The sequence below is a fragment of the Pseudomonas sp. BF-B-26 genome, from assembly GCF_019956495.1.
GTDB lineage: Bacteria > Pseudomonadota > Gammaproteobacteria > Pseudomonadales > Pseudomonadaceae > Aquipseudomonas.
Genome location: NZ_JAHBDP010000003.1, coordinates 1 through 15,072 on the forward strand (window position 1 = coordinate 1; position 15,072 = coordinate 15,072).

A 15,072-nucleotide genomic window follows, 5' to 3' on the forward strand; every position below is an offset into this window, starting at 1 on the left:
TTCAACAATGATGTCGACTGACACTCCCTCTTCGCGAGCAAGCCCGCTCCCACAGGGATTGCGTTTTATTCGACTTTACCGGCGCGGGCCAGGACGGCGTTGAGCAGCACATCGGTGCCCTGACGCACATCTTCCGGCAACACATCTTCAGCTTCGTTATGACTCAAGCCGCCAACGCACGGGATGAACACCATCGCCGTCGGGCAGAACCGCGCCAGATGAATCGCATCATGCCCGGCGCCGCTGACAATCGATTGCTGAGCGTAGCCCAGCGCGTCCACCGCCTGCTGCACCGCCGCCACGCATTCGGCATCGAAGGGTGTTGCCGGGCTGATCCAGTGCGGCGTAATCATCAGGTTCAAGCCTCGGCTATCGGCAATCGCCTGAAGCCGCTCGCGGACTTGCTGCTCCATCGCCTCAATCGCTTCGTCGCGGTGATGACGCAGGTCGACGGTGAAATTCACCAAGCCCGGAATGGTGTTGCGCGACGATTTATTGATGCTCAACTCGCCGACGGTGGTCAGCCCTTCAGGGGTGAAATCACTGGCCAGGCCTTCGATGGCCTGGATCATTTGTGCCACGCCATACAAGGCGTCTTTGCGCAGCGGCATCGGCGTTGTACCGGCGTGGGCGGCCATGCCTTCGACCCGCACGTCGAGCCAGCGAATCGCCTGGCCACCGCTGACCACGCCGATGCTTTTGGCGTTGTCTTCGAGGATCGGACCTTGCTCGATGTGCGCTTCAAAGTACGCATCCACCGCGCCGCCCAACGGGCGCTCGCCGGCGTAACCGGTGCGTTGCAACGCCTCGGCAACGCTGATGCCGTCGATGTCACGCACCGCCAGCGCCGCGTCCAGTTGCATGATCCCGGTGAACACCGCCGAGCCGAACATCGCCGGGGTGAAACGTGCGCCTTCTTCGTTGGTCCAGACCGCCACTTCCAGCGGCTTGCGGGTCTGGATGCCGAGGTCGTTCAGGCAACGGACCACTTCCAGGCCGGCGAGTACGCCGTAGACACCATCGAAACGTCCGCCTTCAGGTTGGGTGTCGAGGTGGCTGCCCATCATCACGGGCGCGGCATCGGGGTCGGTGCCGGCGCGGCGGGCGAACAGGTTGCCGATGGCGTCCACGCTCAGGGTCATGCCGGCTTCGCGGCACCAGTGGGAAAACAGTTCGCGACCGGCCTTGTCTTCATCGCTCAGGGCCAGGCGGCAGCTGCCGCCACGGGCGGTGGCGCCGATTTCGGCCATGTCCATCAGACTCGCCCAGAGGCGTTCACCGTTAATTTTCAACATGAGTTACTCCAGGAAATACGTTAATTAAGCGTTAGCCATTTCGAGGCGTTCAGCGCTGGCATGGCGACGGGCAAGGGACAGGACACAGATCAGCGAAGTCGCGGCAATCAGGCTGTAGAACACCGCCATCGGCCACCATTGGCCGGCGAATTTGTGCGCCAACAGAGTGCCGATCAGCGGCGTCAGACCACCGGCCACGGCGCCGCAAATCTGATAGGCCAACGAGATCGCGGTGTAGCGCACGCGGGTTTCGAACATGCCGCTGACGTAACCGGCGATCACCGCATAGAACGACGCCATGCACACCACCGCCAGGGCGATGCCGAGGATGATCAGCGGCGCCTGTGCCGAGCTGACCAGCACAAACATCGGGTACGGCGAGGCGATGGCCAGCAACGACACCAGGCACAGGAATCGGGTGGCGCCCATTTTCTCGGCAACCCACGCGGCCAACGGTTGAATGCAGAACTGAATGATCGCCACCACAAACAGGCACTCAAGAATCAGTGAGCGCGGCAGTTCGAGTTGCTGGGTGGTGTAGGCGATCATGAAGGTGTTGGTGAAATACACCCCGGCGATCCCGAGGGTGTTGGCGCCGATGCACAACAGCAGCGGACGCCACGCGGTGCGCAGGACTTCCATGACCGGTGCCTGCTCCTTGCGTGTGCTTTTGCGGGCCAGTTCACGGCTGGCGAGGAACTCCGGCGACTCATTCACCCCCAGACGAATCGCCAGGCCCACCAGCAGCAACAACGAACTGGCGAGGAACGGCAGACGCCACCCCCAGCTCATCAGGTCTTCTTCCGGCAGACGGGTGACTGCGCTGAAGGCCAGCAGCGACAGGATCAAACCGGCCGGGCTGCCGAGCTGCGCAAAGGAGGCGAAGAAATTGCGTCGACCTTTCGGCGCATGCTCCCCGGCCATCAACACCGCCCCGCCCCACTCGCCACCGACGGCGATGCCCTGGACGATGCGCAGCAGAATCAGCAGCACCGGCGCCGCTGCGCCGATTTGTGCATAGGTCGGCAGCAAGCCGATGCAGACCGTGACCACGCCCATCATCAGCAACGTGATGATCAGCGACTTTTTGCGGCCGATGCGATCGCCGACATGGCCGAAGATAATCCCGCCCAACGGCCGCGCAAAGAAGCCCACGGCGAAGGTGCCGAAGGCGGCCATGGTGCTGAACAGTTTGTCGTCGGAGGGGAAGAACAGAGCGCCGAACACCAGCGCGGCGGCGGTCGCGTAGATGTAAAAGTCGTACCACTCGATCATGGTGCCGATAAAGGCTGCGGCTGCCGCACGGCGCGGCTGAGGCGAAGCTTGGGGCTTCATGGGTCGGTCTCCTTTGGTTATTTTTTTGGCAGGAGTGAAACTGCAAAATCAAGGCGCTCTGACGGCGCCTGTCTGGAGATGATTTATCGTCTCGGGGCTATGATTAGTCAATTTTCTATTTATTATGCAAACTATTACACCAGCTTATAATCGAGAGCCGCCATGGCCGAACGCGATGTACAACGCCTGCTCAATGACCGTCTGGACTGGAACCTGCTGCGCACCTTCCGGGTGATCGGTCAGGAGCTGAGCATCAGCCGCGCCGCCGCCCGCCTGCACCTGACGCAACCGGCGGTGAGCCAGGCATTGAAGCGTCTGGAGGAGCAACTGGGTCGACAACTGATCGCCCGTCGCGGGCCGCGGTTTGCCCTGACCGAAGTCGGCGAACAGATCTTCGAACTGGCCGGGGAAATCTACGGGCAGATGTCCCAGGTCAGCAGCGTGCTCGAGCAACCGGCCGACGAAGTGATCGGCAAGGTTCGCTTGCTGATCATCAGCCGGATCTTTTCGGAGCGCTTCGATGACTTCCTCGCGGACTTTCATCGCCAGCATCCGCGAGTGGATCTGGAAGTCGACGTGATGCGCAGTTCCGACATCGTCAGCGCCCTCCAGGAAAAAACCGCGACCCTCGGCCTGAGCCTCAATCGGCGCCCGCAACCGCGCCTGGAACAAAGGCTGTTCCTGCGTCAACGCTATGCATTTTTCTGCGGTAAACACCATGCGCTGTTCGGCCAGCAGAACGTGGCCGAAGGGGATTTGCAGCGGGAGAATTTCGTCAGTTTCACCAGCGATCAGATCGGCGGCATGCTCTCGCCGCTGACGATTTTTCGTGATCAGCAAGGCTTCAGCGGACGGATCGTCGCCTCGTCACCGAGCCTGGAAGAAGTCCGGCGACTGGTGATCGCCGGGTACGGGATCGGCTGTTTGCCCGAGCACGTGGTGGCGGCGGACGTCGACGCCGGATTGCTCTGGCGCCTGCCGCCCCACGAAGGGATTGCCGATGTGGACATTCATTTACTGTGGAACCGCGAGCAGCGCATGAGCCGGGCCGAGATGATTTTTCTCGAGAGCCTGCAACAGTGCTTGCTGGACTGAGTGGCCCGATCAGAACAACGGCAGGCTGTAGCTGACCACCAGGCGGTTCTGGTCCGCATCGCGCGACGCTTCACTGCGCGACATGCCGTTGCGCCAACCCAGTGCGACGTTTTTCAACGGCCCGCTCTGGATCACGTAGTCGAGGCTCAGGTCGCGCTCCCATTCCTCTTGTTCAGGCCCGGCCACCGTTTTGATTCCGCTGCCTGAGAGGTACATCGCCGAAGCCTTGAGCCCCGGCACGCCAAGGGCGGCGAAATCGTAGCTGTACTGGGCGAAACCGGTACGCTCTCCGGCGCGGGTGAAGTTCTGGATGTAGCGGTCGGTCAGCAGGTAGACGCTTGCGCCGCCAGCACCTTTGTCCGGCAAACCACCCTGGTTGAGCTGCACGAATCCGCTGTCACTGGACACCTGCTGATAACCGGCCATCAGCGCGTGAGCGCCGATGCTCCAGGTGAACGCCAGGCTCCAGGTATTGTTGTTGATCTTGCCGTCGCCGTTCTGCGTATAGCCGCTGGTGCGGTAGCCGCTGGCCCGTCCGCTGGCCGAGTCATTGGCGCCGTCGGCGGAGGTATTGAAGTAGCGCAGATCGGTTTTCAGCGCGCCGAAATCCCCCAGTGTCAGGTTATGCACCAGACCGGCGAAATGCTGTTGGTAATAGTCTTCGAGATTGGCGTAGTAGTACTGCGCCAAAAGCGCATCGGTGACTTTGTAATCGACACCGGCAAAATTGAACGCGTTGCTTTCCCGAGTGCCGCCGGCCACGGCCAGGCCGGTACTGTCGCTGGAACCACGGCCCGTGGCGTGTTCGAGATGGCCACCGGTCAGCGTTAGATGCTCAAAGTCATTGGAGACGATCTGCCCACCCTCGAACGTCTGCGGCAGCAGCCGTCCGTCATTGGCCTGCAGAATCGGCAACTTCGGCGTCAGCGTGCCGTAACGCATTTCAGTCTGGGCAACGCGCATCTTCGCCGTCGCACCGAAACGCGACCATTGCTCGGCGGCGCCGTTGCCATCGTTGGGGATCATCGAACTGCCGACATGGCGACCATCACCGCTGTCCAGGCGAATACCCAGCAACCCTAGCGCATCGACACCAAAGCCGACGGTGCCTTCGGTGAATCCCGACTGATAGTTGAGCATGAAACCCTGCGCCCATTCTTCGGTTCTGGAAGGGTTCGCGGCGCCATCGCGATTATCGTTATTGAAGTAATAGTTACGCATCCCGAGGGTCGCTTTACTGTCTTTAATAAAGTCCGCCATGCTTAACGGACTGAATAGCGCACTGCCGATCGCAATAAGTGCCAACGGTTGTTTGTTCATTGGTTTTGAAGTTCCTGAGCAGCCAGCTCTGGGGCTGGCTGCCGGTCATTAAGAGAGATTGATACTCAAGACACTGGACACCGGCTCGCCCGCCATTAACCGGGTCAGCAGTTGCGGCTCTGCCCGGTCCGATGCCAGCGCACGCTCGATGACGTTTTGCGCGGTGACCGGATCGAGAAACAGCACGCCGTTGTCGTCCGCCAGCACGAAATCCCCGGGGTGCACCGTGACGCCGGCACAGTGAATCGGCTGATTGATCTGACTGTCGCCACGGCCATGCAACTTGGTGGTCAGCAGGCTGGTGCCGCGAGCGAATACTGGCAACCCGGCCTCGCGCAGTTCGAGCAAGTCGGTCACCGCACCGTCCACCACGATTCCCACCGCACCGGCGCAGCGCGCCGCGCAACTGGTGACAGCGCCGACTGGAGCGTGTTGCCAGTCCCCGTCGGTGTCGATCACCAACACATCGCCGGGTTTGATCAGTGCCAGAGCCTGGTTGACCGCGATGGCATCGGCGCCCACCAGTTTCAGGGTCAGCGCACGGCCGACCAGTTTCACATTGGGCACCATGGCCCGCAGCTGCGAGTCGGCAAAGCCCTCCTCGAGAAAATGCCCGAGGGTTGGAAAACTCACCGCGTTGAGCTGCTCGATCAGCTGCGATTCATCCATGTTGCGCCTCCTTGGCAATCAACTCGGCGACGCAGTCGATTTCCAGCGACACGCCCCACAACGCCACGCACACCGTGGTGCGTGCCGGCGGTGCATGGCCGAGAAACTCGCGATACACCGCGTTGAACGGCTCCAGTTGTGCGGGATCGGTGAGGTACGCGTTGACCTTGATCACGTGGCTGAAATCGGACCCGGCTTCAATCAGGATCGCTTCCAGGTTGCGCAAGGTTTGTCGCACTTGTTCGGGGAAATCAGCGGGCTGGTCATCGAGCCCGCTCTGGGCCGGGATCTGCCCGGCGGTGAACACCAGGTGGCCACTGACCACCGCTTGGGAGTAAGGGCCGACCGGGCCGATGAAGCCCGGGGCTGACTGAATTCTGCGCATGTTGTTGAACTCCATTAATCAGGCAGCGGCCGATTTGATCGGTTTGCCGAGAGCTGGATCAGCGGCTGGCACTGCCGTTGGGACGTCGCTGATGTCTCGCTTGAAGGTCTCGGTCAGCAACAACAGCGCCACCAACGAAATCAACGCCGCGCCGATCATGTACCAGGCCACCGAAGAGCCTTTGCCGGTCGCCGCCAGTAATGCAGTGGTGACGATGGGCGTCGCCGCACTGCCAAGCAGACCGGACAACATGTAGCTGATCGACAACCCGGAATAACGCACTCGAGTGCCGAACAGTTCGGCAAGGAAAGTTGCAATCGGTCCGTAGTTGGCCGCGAACGCGGTCATCAACAGCAGGTAGCCGAAGATCACACAGGGCAACTCTTTGGTGTCCATCAACCAGAACATCGGGAACGCGACCAACGCTTCGGCGACGATGCCGGCAACGATGATCGGTTTGCGTCCGTAACGGTCCGACAGCGCGCCGAACACCGGCAACATGACGATGCACCAGGCGCAGGACAGCAACACCACGCCGAGCATCACGCTGCGGCTGAAACCCAGATTCTGCGTGCCGTACGTCAGGCCGAAGGCAACGATGATGTTGAACGACGCCCCGGTCGACATGGTGGCGATCCCGCCCAGCACCACTTGTTTCCAGTACTTGCGGAAGACTTCCGCCAGCGGCATTTTCACCTGCACCTCGGCTTCCTTGACCTTGTTGAAGGCCGGGGTTTCAGAGATGTTCAAGCGGATGTACAAGCCCACGGCGATCAGCAGTACGCTGCCCAGGAACGGAATACGCCAGCCCCAGGCCAACAGGTCTTCAGGGGACAGCCACGCGGCAATCAGCAGGAAAGCCAGGTTGGCAATCATGGTCCCGGCCGGGACGCCGATCTGTACCCACGAGCCGTACAAACCGCGTTTGTTGGCGGGCGCATGTTCTACGGCCATCAGCACCGCACCGCCCCACTCGCCGCCCAACGCCAGGCCTTGAATCACCCTCAGCAGCAACAACAGAATCGGCGCCCAGATACCAATGGCCGCGTAGTTAGGTAATAACCCAATGGCGAACGTAGCGGCACCCATGGTCAACAGTGAAACCAACAACATCGACTTGCGTCCCAAGCGGTCACCGAAATGACCGAACAGTGCCGCGCCGACAATCCGGGCCAGGTAGGCCGAAGCAAACGTACCGAAGGCCAGTAATGTACCGATCAACGGATCGAAATCCGGAAAGAACACTTTGTTGAACACCAGCGCCGAAGCCGTGGCGAACACAAACAGGTCGTACCATTCCACCGTGGTGCCGATCACACTGGCCACGGCAACTTTCTTCATGCTAATTGCAACTTCCGGAGGTGCGCCGGACTTTTCTACAGGCGATAGATCGCTCATTACTGTCTCCAGGAGTTCATCAAGAACTCATATGTAATTGTTTTAACTGGCAGTAAAACGTTTGAGATAAGGGATTGTTGTTATATGTCGCCCAACTCAATGGGCGAGTTTGCAAGGCGCTTTATTATTAATAACCGAGTGTTCGGTCCGCACAATTCAATAACGGTTCTCCGCTATTTAAACGGCGAAAGTTCTCTGCTACTTGTTCAGCGATACAGTCATGGGAGGCTGCGGACGCCATGTGCGGGGTGATGGTGACGCCGGGCATTGCCCAGAGACGGTGATCGACCGGCAGCGGTTCTTGTTCGAAAACATCCAGCAAAGCGCCGCGCAGTTTTCCTCGGGCCAGGGCCTGTTCGAGGTCGTCGATATTCAGATGACCGCCGCGACCACAATTGACCAGCGCGGCGCCATTGGCGAGCCGCTCGAACGTTGCACTGCCGAGGATGCCGCGGGTTTCGCTGGTCAGCGGCAACAGGTTGATCAGCAATTCCAATCCATCGAGAAACGGGTTCAGTTTTTCCGCACCGGCGAACGTCTGTACGCCCGGCAAGTCCTTGCTGCGGCGCGCCCAGCCACGCACGTCGTAACCGGCGGCGGCCAGGTCCTGGGCAATCGCGCTGCCCAACGACCCAAGCCCCATCACTCCGATCTTGAACTGCCCCGCCGCCCGTTGCAGCGGCCGCTCCCAACGCTGGTCCTGTTGCTGCAACAGCACCTGATCGAAGCCGCGGTGATAGTGAATCGCCGCCCAGCGCACGTACTCGGTCATGCCTTGGCGGTGGCCGGGATCGACCACTCGGCAGATCGGCAGATCCGGGCACGACGGGTCGTGATCGAGGTGATCGATGCCGGCGGCCACCGAGTGAATGACTTGCAGGTTCGGCAATGCGGCGAGGCTGCCCGGCAAGGGAAACCAGCACGCGGCAATCTGCGCGTATGCAGCCTGCGGATCATTGGCCAGAACTGCCTTGAGTTGCGGCGCACTGCGGGCAAAGGCTGCCTGCAGTTGCTTGAGCAGCAGGTTGTCGCGGGACAGCAGAACCATGGTGTTGGTGACGGTTTTCACGATAAGTAAGACTCGCGCTGGGATTCGATCAGGGTCAGGGCGGCCTCCCAGGCCAGGTCGATGATGTTGTCCTGCTCATCTCGGTCAAACTGCTCGGCGGTGTGTGCACAGACTTCCGGGGATGGGTAATGCAACGCCGAACCACCGGACAACGCCGCAACTTGCGCCTGACAGGCACGCTCCAGGAAGTGAATCTCCTGAAACGCCTGGGCCACGCCGGAACCACCGACCAACAGTCCATGATTGCGCAGGATCATCGCCCGGTGCGGCCCCAGATCGGCAATCAACCGCTCGCGCTCATCCAGCGACAGCGCGATGCCTTCATAGGTGTGATACGCCAACTTGCCGTAGAACTTCAGCGCGTGCTGACTGATCGGCAGCAAGCCTTGCTTCTGGGCGGCTACCGCCATGCCGGCAGCCGTGTGAGTGTGAATCACGCAGTTGAGGTCCGGGCGGGCCATGTGGATCGCCGAGTGAATGACGAAGCCGGCGGCGTTGACCCGATGACCTTCATATGCCGGGTCAACGACTCGTCCGTCCTGATCGATACGCACCAGGTCCGAGGCGCGCATGCGGTCGAAAATCACCCCGTAGCGGTTGATCAGGAAATGATGCTCAGGCCCCGGAATTCGCAGGGTGATGTGGGTGTCGATCAGGTCGGTCATGCGAAAGTGCGCGACCAGGCGATACAGCGCAGCCAGCTCGCAACGGGCTTGCCATTCAACCGGGCCGATGTGTTCAGGTTTACTCACGAATACACCTCTTTAGCAGCGTGGGTGACGACCGGGTTGGCGCGCAGGCGGGCCAGGCCGCAAACACCGATCAAGGACAGGGCCGAGAGCAAGGTGAAGAACACCGCCAACGGCAACCATTGTCCGGAAAACTTGCTCGCCAGCAGCGTGCCGATCAGCGGCGTGGTGCCGCCGGCCAGCGCGCAGCTGAGTTGGTAGGCGATAGAAATGCCCGAGTAGCGCAGGTGCACCGGGAACGCCTGGGTCATGTAACCGGCGATCACCGCGTACAGCGCTGAGAGAATCACCACCGCCAGTGCAATGCCGACAGTCATCAACACAATGTTCTGTGTGCCCACTAGCATGAACATCGGGTACGGCGTGACCATGCACAGCAACGCGACGAGTTTGAGGAAGCGGCCTTCGCCAATACGCTCGGCCAGCAATGCGGAGAGCGGTTGCGAGAGCAGCTGAATGACGGTCACCAGGAACAGGCAATCGAGAATCGTCGAACGTGCGATGCCCTGATACTGGGTGACGTAGGTGATCATGAAGGTGTTGGTAAAGAAGAACCCGGCCGAACCGATGGTCACGGCAGCGGCAGCAAACAGGATCTGCCGCCAGCAGGTAAGGATCACGTCCTTCACCGGGTACTTGGAAGTCTCGTTGTTGTCCCGGGCCTTGGCGAATTCCGGCGACTCGTGAACCCCTGAACGGATCATCAGGCCGACCATCATCAACACACCGCTGGCGAGAAACGGCAGACGCCAGCCCCAGGCGAGGAAGTCCTCTGGCTCAAGGGAAGTCACCAGACGAAAGGCGATCAACGCCAGCAACAAACCGGCCGGGCTGCCGAGTTGCGCGAATGATGCATAGAACGTCTTGCGCTTGGCCGGTGCATGCTCGCTGGCCATCAACACCGCCCCGCCCCACTCGCCACCGACCGAAATGCCCTGGATCAAACGCAGCACAATCAGACCGATCGGCGCCCAGATACCGGCGCTGGCGTAGCTCGGCAACAGACCGATTCCGGCGGTCGCCAACCCCATCAGGGCCATGGTCACCAGCAGCATTTTCTTACGACCGAGGCGATCACCCAGATGACCGAACACCATGCCGGCCATCGGGCGAGCGATGAAGCCGACGGCGAAACTGCCGAACGCTGCCAGGGTACTCATCACCGGGTCGTGGCTGGGAAAGAACACTTGCCCGAGCACCAGCGCGGCCGCCGTGGCATAGATGTAGAAGTCGTAGAACTCGATGGTCGTGCCAATGAAGGCTGCCGCCGCCGCTCGACGCGGTTGAGGGGTAGTGTGCATGCAAGGACCCTGTGTATTTATAGTTTTGGGCAGGTACTGAAGGCTGTTTACGGGTTGCACTCTGTGGCGCTTGTTAGCTTTATCGCTTCCGTGCCAGGATTAGTCAATTTTCAAATTCTTATCTTTACTATTAGCCCTGCTACTACCAGGAGTTTTATGCCCTCCACTTCTAACCCTTGGGTCGGTCGCCGCTTTCTGAATGACCGCCTCGACTGGAACCTGCTGCGCACCTATTTGGTGATCGGCCAGGAAGGCAGCATGAGCCGGGCCGCCGCGCGATTGCACATCACGCAGTCAGCCGTCAGCCAGGCACTGAAACGGCTGGAAGAACAATTGGAATGTGTGTTGATTGCCCGTAGCGGGCGACGGTTTGATCTGACGGAAACCGGGGAGGAAGTCCTGCGCATTGCGGCGGATATTTACGGAGATATTTCACGACTGGGTACGGTGGTGGAAAGTCGTAACGACGACGTGGTCGGCAAGATTCGCATCCTTACCGTCAGCGGCGTGCAAGCACGGCATTACGACGAGTTCCTCGCCGATTTCCACGAAACCCATCCGAAAATCGAGTTTGAAGTCGAAGTGATGGGCAGCTCGAACATCATCAGTTCACTGCTGCAAAAGACGGCGACCGTTGGCGTCGGGCTGTGCCGTTTACCGCAGCCGCGACTGGAGCAGCGAGTACTGTTTCGTGAGACGTATGCGTACTTTTGTGGGCAGCGTCATCGGTTGTTCGGGCAAGAGAATCTGACCCTGGAAGAGCTTGCGGCGGAGAACTTTGTCAGCTTCACCAGTGACCAACTCGGGGGCAATCTTTCACCCCTGACATTGTTCCGCGACCAGCAAGGCTTTACCGGCAAGATCGTCGCTTCATCGACGAGTTTCGAAGAGATTTATCGCTTGATCTGCTCAGGATTCGGCATTGGCTGCCTGCCGACGCACCTGGTACGAAGGGATGTCGAGCAAGGTTTGCTCTGGCGCTTGCCGCCGGAAGATGGGGTGGTGGATTTCGATATCCAGCTACTGTGGAATCGCGAGCAGAAGATGAGTCAGGCCGAAACCGTGTTCCTCGAAAGCTTCCAGCACATGCTCAGTATCCGTGAGCCTGTGCTGTGAAGCCTTGATCGAGATTAGACGTGAGGGTCACCCGGTGCTTTGCTCGGTGTAGCGTATTGCGGCTTCAAGTGACCGTCCTGATCGAGTAACCAGGCATCCATGATCTGCCGCACTACGGGACCGGCGACGCGACCGCCGGCCTCACCGTTTTCGATCATCACCGAGATGACAATCTTCGGATGTTCGGCCGGGGCAAAACCGACGAACAAGGCGTTGTCGCGGTTACGCTCCAGGGTTTTCGCCCGGTTGTAACGCTCGCCCTGTTTGATCGCCACCACTTGCGCCGTACCACTCTTGCCGGCGATGCGGTACTGAGCGCCCAGCGCTGCCGCCCGCGCAATCCCGCGAGCGTCGTGCATTACCATTTGCATGCCGTGGTTGACCTGCTCCCAGTCACGCGGGTCCTTCAACAGGATGTTTGGAATTGGGTGCTCATCCACTGGCGCAACACCGTCCACCGTTTTGGCCAGGTGCGGCCGGTTCCACACACCTTTGTTGGCGATCAGTGCAGTAGCCTGGGCGAGCTGCAATGGAGTGACCTGCATATAACCCTGGCCGATGCCGAGGATCACGGTCTCACCCGGAAACCATGCCTGACGGCGCGTGGCACGCTTCCAGGCTTGCGATGGCATCAGGCCCGCAGACTCTTCGAACATGTCCAGCGAGACTTTCTCGCCGAGGCCGAACATGGCCATGTAGTCATGCAGTCGGTCGATGCCCAGCTTGTGGGCCAGGTCGTAGAAGTAGGTGTCGTTGGAGCGCATGATCGCCGCGTCCATGTCCACCCAGCCATCGCCGCTGTGGTTCCAGTTGCGGTACTTGTGATCGAAGTCCGGGAGTTGGTAATAACCGGGGTCGAAGACACGGGTCTGCGGGGTAACGACGCCGGCGTCGAGGCCGGCAATGGCCACTTCCGGCTTGATGGTCGAACCCGGTGCGTAGAGACCGCGTAGTACTCGGTTGAACAGCGGCCGGTCGATGGAGTCGTGGAGCGCTGCGTATTCCTTGAAGCTGATCCCGGTAACGAACAGGTTCGGGTCGAAGCTTGGCTTGCTGACCATCGCGAGCACTTCGCCGGTCGACGGATCGAGTGCGACCACCGAACCGCGACGATCACCCAAGGCTTCCTCGGCGGCTTCCTGAAGTTTGACGTCGAGGCTCAGTACGATGTTTTTGCCTGGGATCGGATCAGTGTGCTTGAGCACTCGCAGGACCCGGCCCTGAGCGTTGGTTTCGACCTCTTCGTAACCCACTTGGCCGTGCAACTGCGACTCGTAGAATTTTTCGATGCCGGTCTTGCCGATCGATTGAGTGCCACGGTATTCCACCGTGTCCAAAGCTTTGGATTCTTTCTCGTTGATGCGGCCGACGTAGCCGATCGAATGCGCAAAGTGCGCGCCCATCGGGTAGTGGCGAACGAATTGCGGCTCTACGTCGATCCCTGGCAGACGGAACTCGTTGACCGCCAACACCGCGATTTGTTCTTCGCTGAGCTCGTAGAACAAGGTGACCGGCACGAATGGATGTCGGGTCTGCTTCATTGCCTTGTCGAACAGCGCTCGATCTTCTGTCGGCAAGTGCAGGAGGCTGACAACTTCATCCAGCTCCTCTTTAACATCGGAGGCGCGTTCGCGGGTGATGGTCAGGTTGAAGCTGGGACGGTTGTCCGCCAGAACCACGCCGTTGCGGTCGTAGATCAATCCGCGCGTGGGGGTAATCGGCAGGACGTGGACCCGGTTGTTTTCAGAGATCGTCGAGTGATAATCAAATTCGACCACCTGCAGGACATACATGCGCACGACCAGCGCGCAGGTAATGGCAACAACGAACAGGGCGCAAGCCATCAGTCTTTTGTTGACCAGGCGCGTCTCTTTTTCGTGGTCCTTGATGGGTATCGGTTGGGGCATTTCTGCAGCAGCTCTTTGACTTAAAGGGGGGCGCCAATCCGTAGACTTGAATTCAGTCCGTTAAAAAAACGAGCTGCACCATACCAAAAACCGGACGGTCATTTTAATGCGATTTCCTCTAACGGTTGTCCTTGAAGGCCAAAACGACGGTCGGCTTTTTTTATAACTCGTGCGTTTTGCTCAAGATTGATATTCCCATTCATGCATTTTTCTTGAAGAAGGGCCTGTAGATACTGGGTGCATGTCATTCCGTTTGGTTTTTTTGGAGTCTTTCATGCATCCACGATTTCAGCGTTTACTGGGTTCCAATGGATTTTCCATTGGGCTTGAACTGCCGCTGGATAACGATTGGTCCAGCGATGGGCAGCGACAGCGAATTGCCGAGGAGCGGCCGTTTGGTGTTCCGGACCTGAAGCAGCACGCCGCTATGGCAAGCCTCGCAGACAAGGCTGGTTTCAGTGCTCTGTGGGTACGCGATGTGCCGGTTTATGATCCCGAATTTGGTGATGCGGCACAGGTGTTCGAAACCTTTTCCTATCTTGGCTACCTGGCTGGAATCACCGACAACATCATGCTGGGGACAGCGGCGGTTGTATTACCGCTACGTCAACCTTGGTTAACGCTCAAGGCAGCCAACAGTGTTGATGAACTGAGTGATGGGCGTCTGCTATTGGGTGTGGCCAGTGGCGACCGACCTATGGAGTATCCGTTATTTGGTGTGGACTACGATCAGCGGGGAGAGATCTTTCGCGATACGGTCGAGTTGTTGCGAAGCCAAGGTGAAGGCCGCCTGCCGGAAGGTGCTCGCCTGTTACCGAAGCGAGATCAGCCGGTGCCATTGCTGGTTGCAGGTCTTGGTCAGCAATCCCCGGCGTGGATTGGCCAACATATGGATGGCTGGCTCGCCTACCCTGGCACTCCGGATGAGCATCGGCGCCGAGCGGGACTGTGGCGGGAGGTCGGTGGCGACAAACCCTACATCAGCTTCGTTCACCTGGATCTGGCGGCCAATCCTCATGCACCGATGCGACGTGTACGTTTTGGCGGCAGCTGCGGGAGGCTGGCATTGATTGATGAGCTTCAGGCTTTGCGTGACGCCGGTGTGCAGCACGTTGGCTTACATCTGCGTCGTAGCGAACGACCGGTTGCCGAGGTTATTGAAGAGATCGCTGAATACGTTCTGCCGAAGTTTCACTAACGATGCTGCTGGAACCAGGGATAGCCGATGGGCTGTCCCTTTTTTGCCACGACACTTTCTTTCGGGAAAAACAAAACCCCTACCTGCATACGCAGATAGGGGTTTCGGAATTTAATCTTGACGATGACCTACTCTCACATGGGGAAACCCCACACTACCATCGGCGATGCATCGTTTCACTGCTGAGTTCGGGATGGGATCAGGTGGTTCCAATGCTCTATGGTCGTCAAGAAAT

13 protein-coding genes and 1 rRNA gene are annotated in these 15,072 nt (G+C 59.5%); 3 read left to right on the forward strand and 11 right to left on the reverse strand.

Going from position 1 to position 15,072, the window contains the following annotated elements:
• Positions 1-65: 65 nt before the first annotated feature.
• Both KGB03_RS00175 and KGB03_RS00180 read right to left on the reverse strand, forming a co-directional pair.
• Positions 66-1,295: a Zn-dependent hydrolase gene (locus KGB03_RS00175; RefSeq protein ID WP_218535398.1), complete on the reverse strand. Its 1,230-nt coding sequence runs from the start codon at positions 1,293-1,295 to the stop codon at positions 66-68.
• Between the two features lie 24 nt (positions 1,296-1,319).
• Positions 1,320-2,630, reverse strand: coding sequence for an MFS transporter (locus KGB03_RS00180; protein WP_223525834.1), 1,311 nt, complete (start codon positions 2,628-2,630; stop codon positions 1,320-1,322).
• Between the two features lie 162 nt (positions 2,631-2,792).
• On the opposite strand from KGB03_RS00180, the gene KGB03_RS00185 reads away from it, so the two are divergent.
• Positions 2,793-3,725, forward strand: coding sequence for a LysR family transcriptional regulator (locus KGB03_RS00185; protein WP_192410389.1), 933 nt, complete (start codon positions 2,793-2,795; stop codon positions 3,723-3,725).
• A 9-nt stretch (positions 3,726-3,734) separates the two neighbouring features.
• Here KGB03_RS00185 and KGB03_RS00190 read toward each other — a convergent pair whose 3' ends face one another.
• The 7 genes from KGB03_RS00190 to KGB03_RS00220 all read right to left on the reverse strand — a co-directional run bounded on the left by KGB03_RS00190 (position 3,735) and on the right by KGB03_RS00220 (position 10,616).
• Positions 3,735-5,045 carry an OprD family porin gene (locus KGB03_RS00190; RefSeq protein WP_223525835.1) on the reverse strand — a complete coding sequence of 437 codons (1,311 nt, stop codon included), beginning with the start codon at positions 5,043-5,045 and terminating at the stop codon, positions 3,735-3,737.
• Positions 5,046-5,093: 48 nt separating this feature from the next.
• On the reverse strand, positions 5,094-5,714 hold the full coding sequence (locus KGB03_RS00195; RefSeq protein WP_192410387.1) for an RraA family protein: 621 nt from the start codon (positions 5,712-5,714) through the stop codon (positions 5,094-5,096).
• Positions 5,707-6,099 carry a RidA family protein gene (locus KGB03_RS00200; RefSeq protein WP_008145457.1) on the reverse strand — a complete coding sequence of 131 codons (393 nt, stop codon included), beginning with the start codon at positions 6,097-6,099 and terminating at the stop codon, positions 5,707-5,709. Before KGB03_RS00200 ends, KGB03_RS00195 begins: the two co-directional genes overlap by 8 nt.
• Before the next feature lie 18 nt (positions 6,100-6,117).
• The gene (locus tag KGB03_RS00205) at positions 6,118-7,497 is read right to left on the reverse strand and encodes an MFS transporter (RefSeq protein ID WP_192410386.1); all 1,380 of its coding nucleotides are present in this window, start codon (positions 7,495-7,497) and stop codon (positions 6,118-6,120) included.
• A gap of 127 nt (positions 7,498-7,624) precedes the next feature.
• Positions 7,625-8,566, reverse strand: a complete 942-nt coding sequence (locus KGB03_RS00210) for a 2-hydroxyacid dehydrogenase (protein ID WP_223525836.1) — start codon at positions 8,564-8,566, stop codon at positions 7,625-7,627.
• Positions 8,563-9,318, reverse strand: coding sequence for a class II aldolase/adducin family protein (locus KGB03_RS00215; RefSeq protein ID WP_218535388.1), 756 nt, complete (start codon positions 9,316-9,318; stop codon positions 8,563-8,565). The genes KGB03_RS00210 and KGB03_RS00215 overlap by 4 nt, the downstream gene beginning before the upstream one ends.
• A complete protein-coding gene (locus tag KGB03_RS00220; RefSeq protein WP_223525837.1) occupies positions 9,315-10,616 on the reverse strand; it encodes an MFS transporter in 1,302 nt (433 codons plus the stop codon). Before KGB03_RS00220 ends, KGB03_RS00215 begins: the two co-directional genes overlap by 4 nt.
• 156 nt (positions 10,617-10,772) lie before the next feature.
• Between KGB03_RS00220 and KGB03_RS00225 the strand changes: the two genes are divergently transcribed.
• The gene (locus tag KGB03_RS00225; protein ID WP_192410382.1) at positions 10,773-11,732 is read left to right on the forward strand and encodes a LysR family transcriptional regulator; all 960 of its coding nucleotides are present in this window, start codon (positions 10,773-10,775) and stop codon (positions 11,730-11,732) included.
• Between the two features lie 14 nt (positions 11,733-11,746).
• Here KGB03_RS00225 and mrdA read toward each other — a convergent pair whose 3' ends face one another.
• On the reverse strand, positions 11,747-13,639 hold the full coding sequence (gene mrdA, locus KGB03_RS00230) for a penicillin-binding protein 2 (RefSeq protein WP_008145469.1): 1,893 nt from the start codon (positions 13,637-13,639) through the stop codon (positions 11,747-11,749).
• A gap of 274 nt (positions 13,640-13,913) precedes the next feature.
• Here mrdA and KGB03_RS00235 point away from each other — a divergent pair, with 274 nt between their 5' ends.
• The gene (locus KGB03_RS00235; protein ID WP_218535381.1) at positions 13,914-14,837 is read left to right on the forward strand and encodes a TIGR03571 family LLM class oxidoreductase; all 924 of its coding nucleotides are present in this window, start codon (positions 13,914-13,916) and stop codon (positions 14,835-14,837) included.
• 115 nt (positions 14,838-14,952) lie between these two features.
• Here KGB03_RS00235 and rrf read toward each other — a convergent pair.
• Positions 14,953-15,068: ribosomal RNA gene (gene rrf / locus KGB03_RS00240) — 5S ribosomal RNA — on the reverse strand.
• Positions 15,069-15,072 lie beyond the last annotated feature (4 nt).

What these genes read in the sequence shown, in the direction of transcription:
- KGB03_RS00220 (WP_223525837.1), bottom strand. Translation starts at nt 10,616, where the DNA reads ATGCACACTACCCCTCAACCGCGTCGAGCGGCGGCGGCAGCCTTCATT.
- KGB03_RS00190 (WP_223525835.1), bottom strand. Translation starts at nt 5,045, where the DNA reads ATGAACAAACAACCGTTGGCACTTATTGCGATCGGCAGTGCGCTATTC.
- KGB03_RS00195 (WP_192410387.1), bottom strand. Translation starts at nt 5,714, where the DNA reads ATGGATGAATCGCAGCTGATCGAGCAGCTCAACGCGGTGAGTTTTCCA.
- KGB03_RS00200 (WP_008145457.1), bottom strand. Translation starts at nt 6,099, where the DNA reads ATGCGCAGAATTCAGTCAGCCCCGGGCTTCATCGGCCCGGTCGGCCCT.
- mrdA (WP_008145469.1), bottom strand. Translation starts at nt 13,639, where the DNA reads ATGCCCCAACCGATACCCATCAAGGACCACGAAAAAGAGACGCGCCTG.
- KGB03_RS00225 (WP_192410382.1), top strand. Translation starts at nt 10,773, where the DNA reads ATGCCCTCCACTTCTAACCCTTGGGTCGGTCGCCGCTTTCTGAATGAC.
- KGB03_RS00205 (WP_192410386.1), bottom strand. Translation starts at nt 7,497, where the DNA reads ATGAGCGATCTATCGCCTGTAGAAAAGTCCGGCGCACCTCCGGAAGTT.
- KGB03_RS00185 (WP_192410389.1), top strand. Translation starts at nt 2,793, where the DNA reads ATGGCCGAACGCGATGTACAACGCCTGCTCAATGACCGTCTGGACTGG.
- KGB03_RS00180 (WP_223525834.1), bottom strand. Translation starts at nt 2,630, where the DNA reads ATGAAGCCCCAAGCTTCGCCTCAGCCGCGCCGTGCGGCAGCCGCAGCC.
- KGB03_RS00175 (WP_218535398.1), bottom strand. Translation starts at nt 1,295, where the DNA reads ATGTTGAAAATTAACGGTGAACGCCTCTGGGCGAGTCTGATGGACATG.
- KGB03_RS00235 (WP_218535381.1), top strand. Translation starts at nt 13,914, where the DNA reads ATGCATCCACGATTTCAGCGTTTACTGGGTTCCAATGGATTTTCCATT.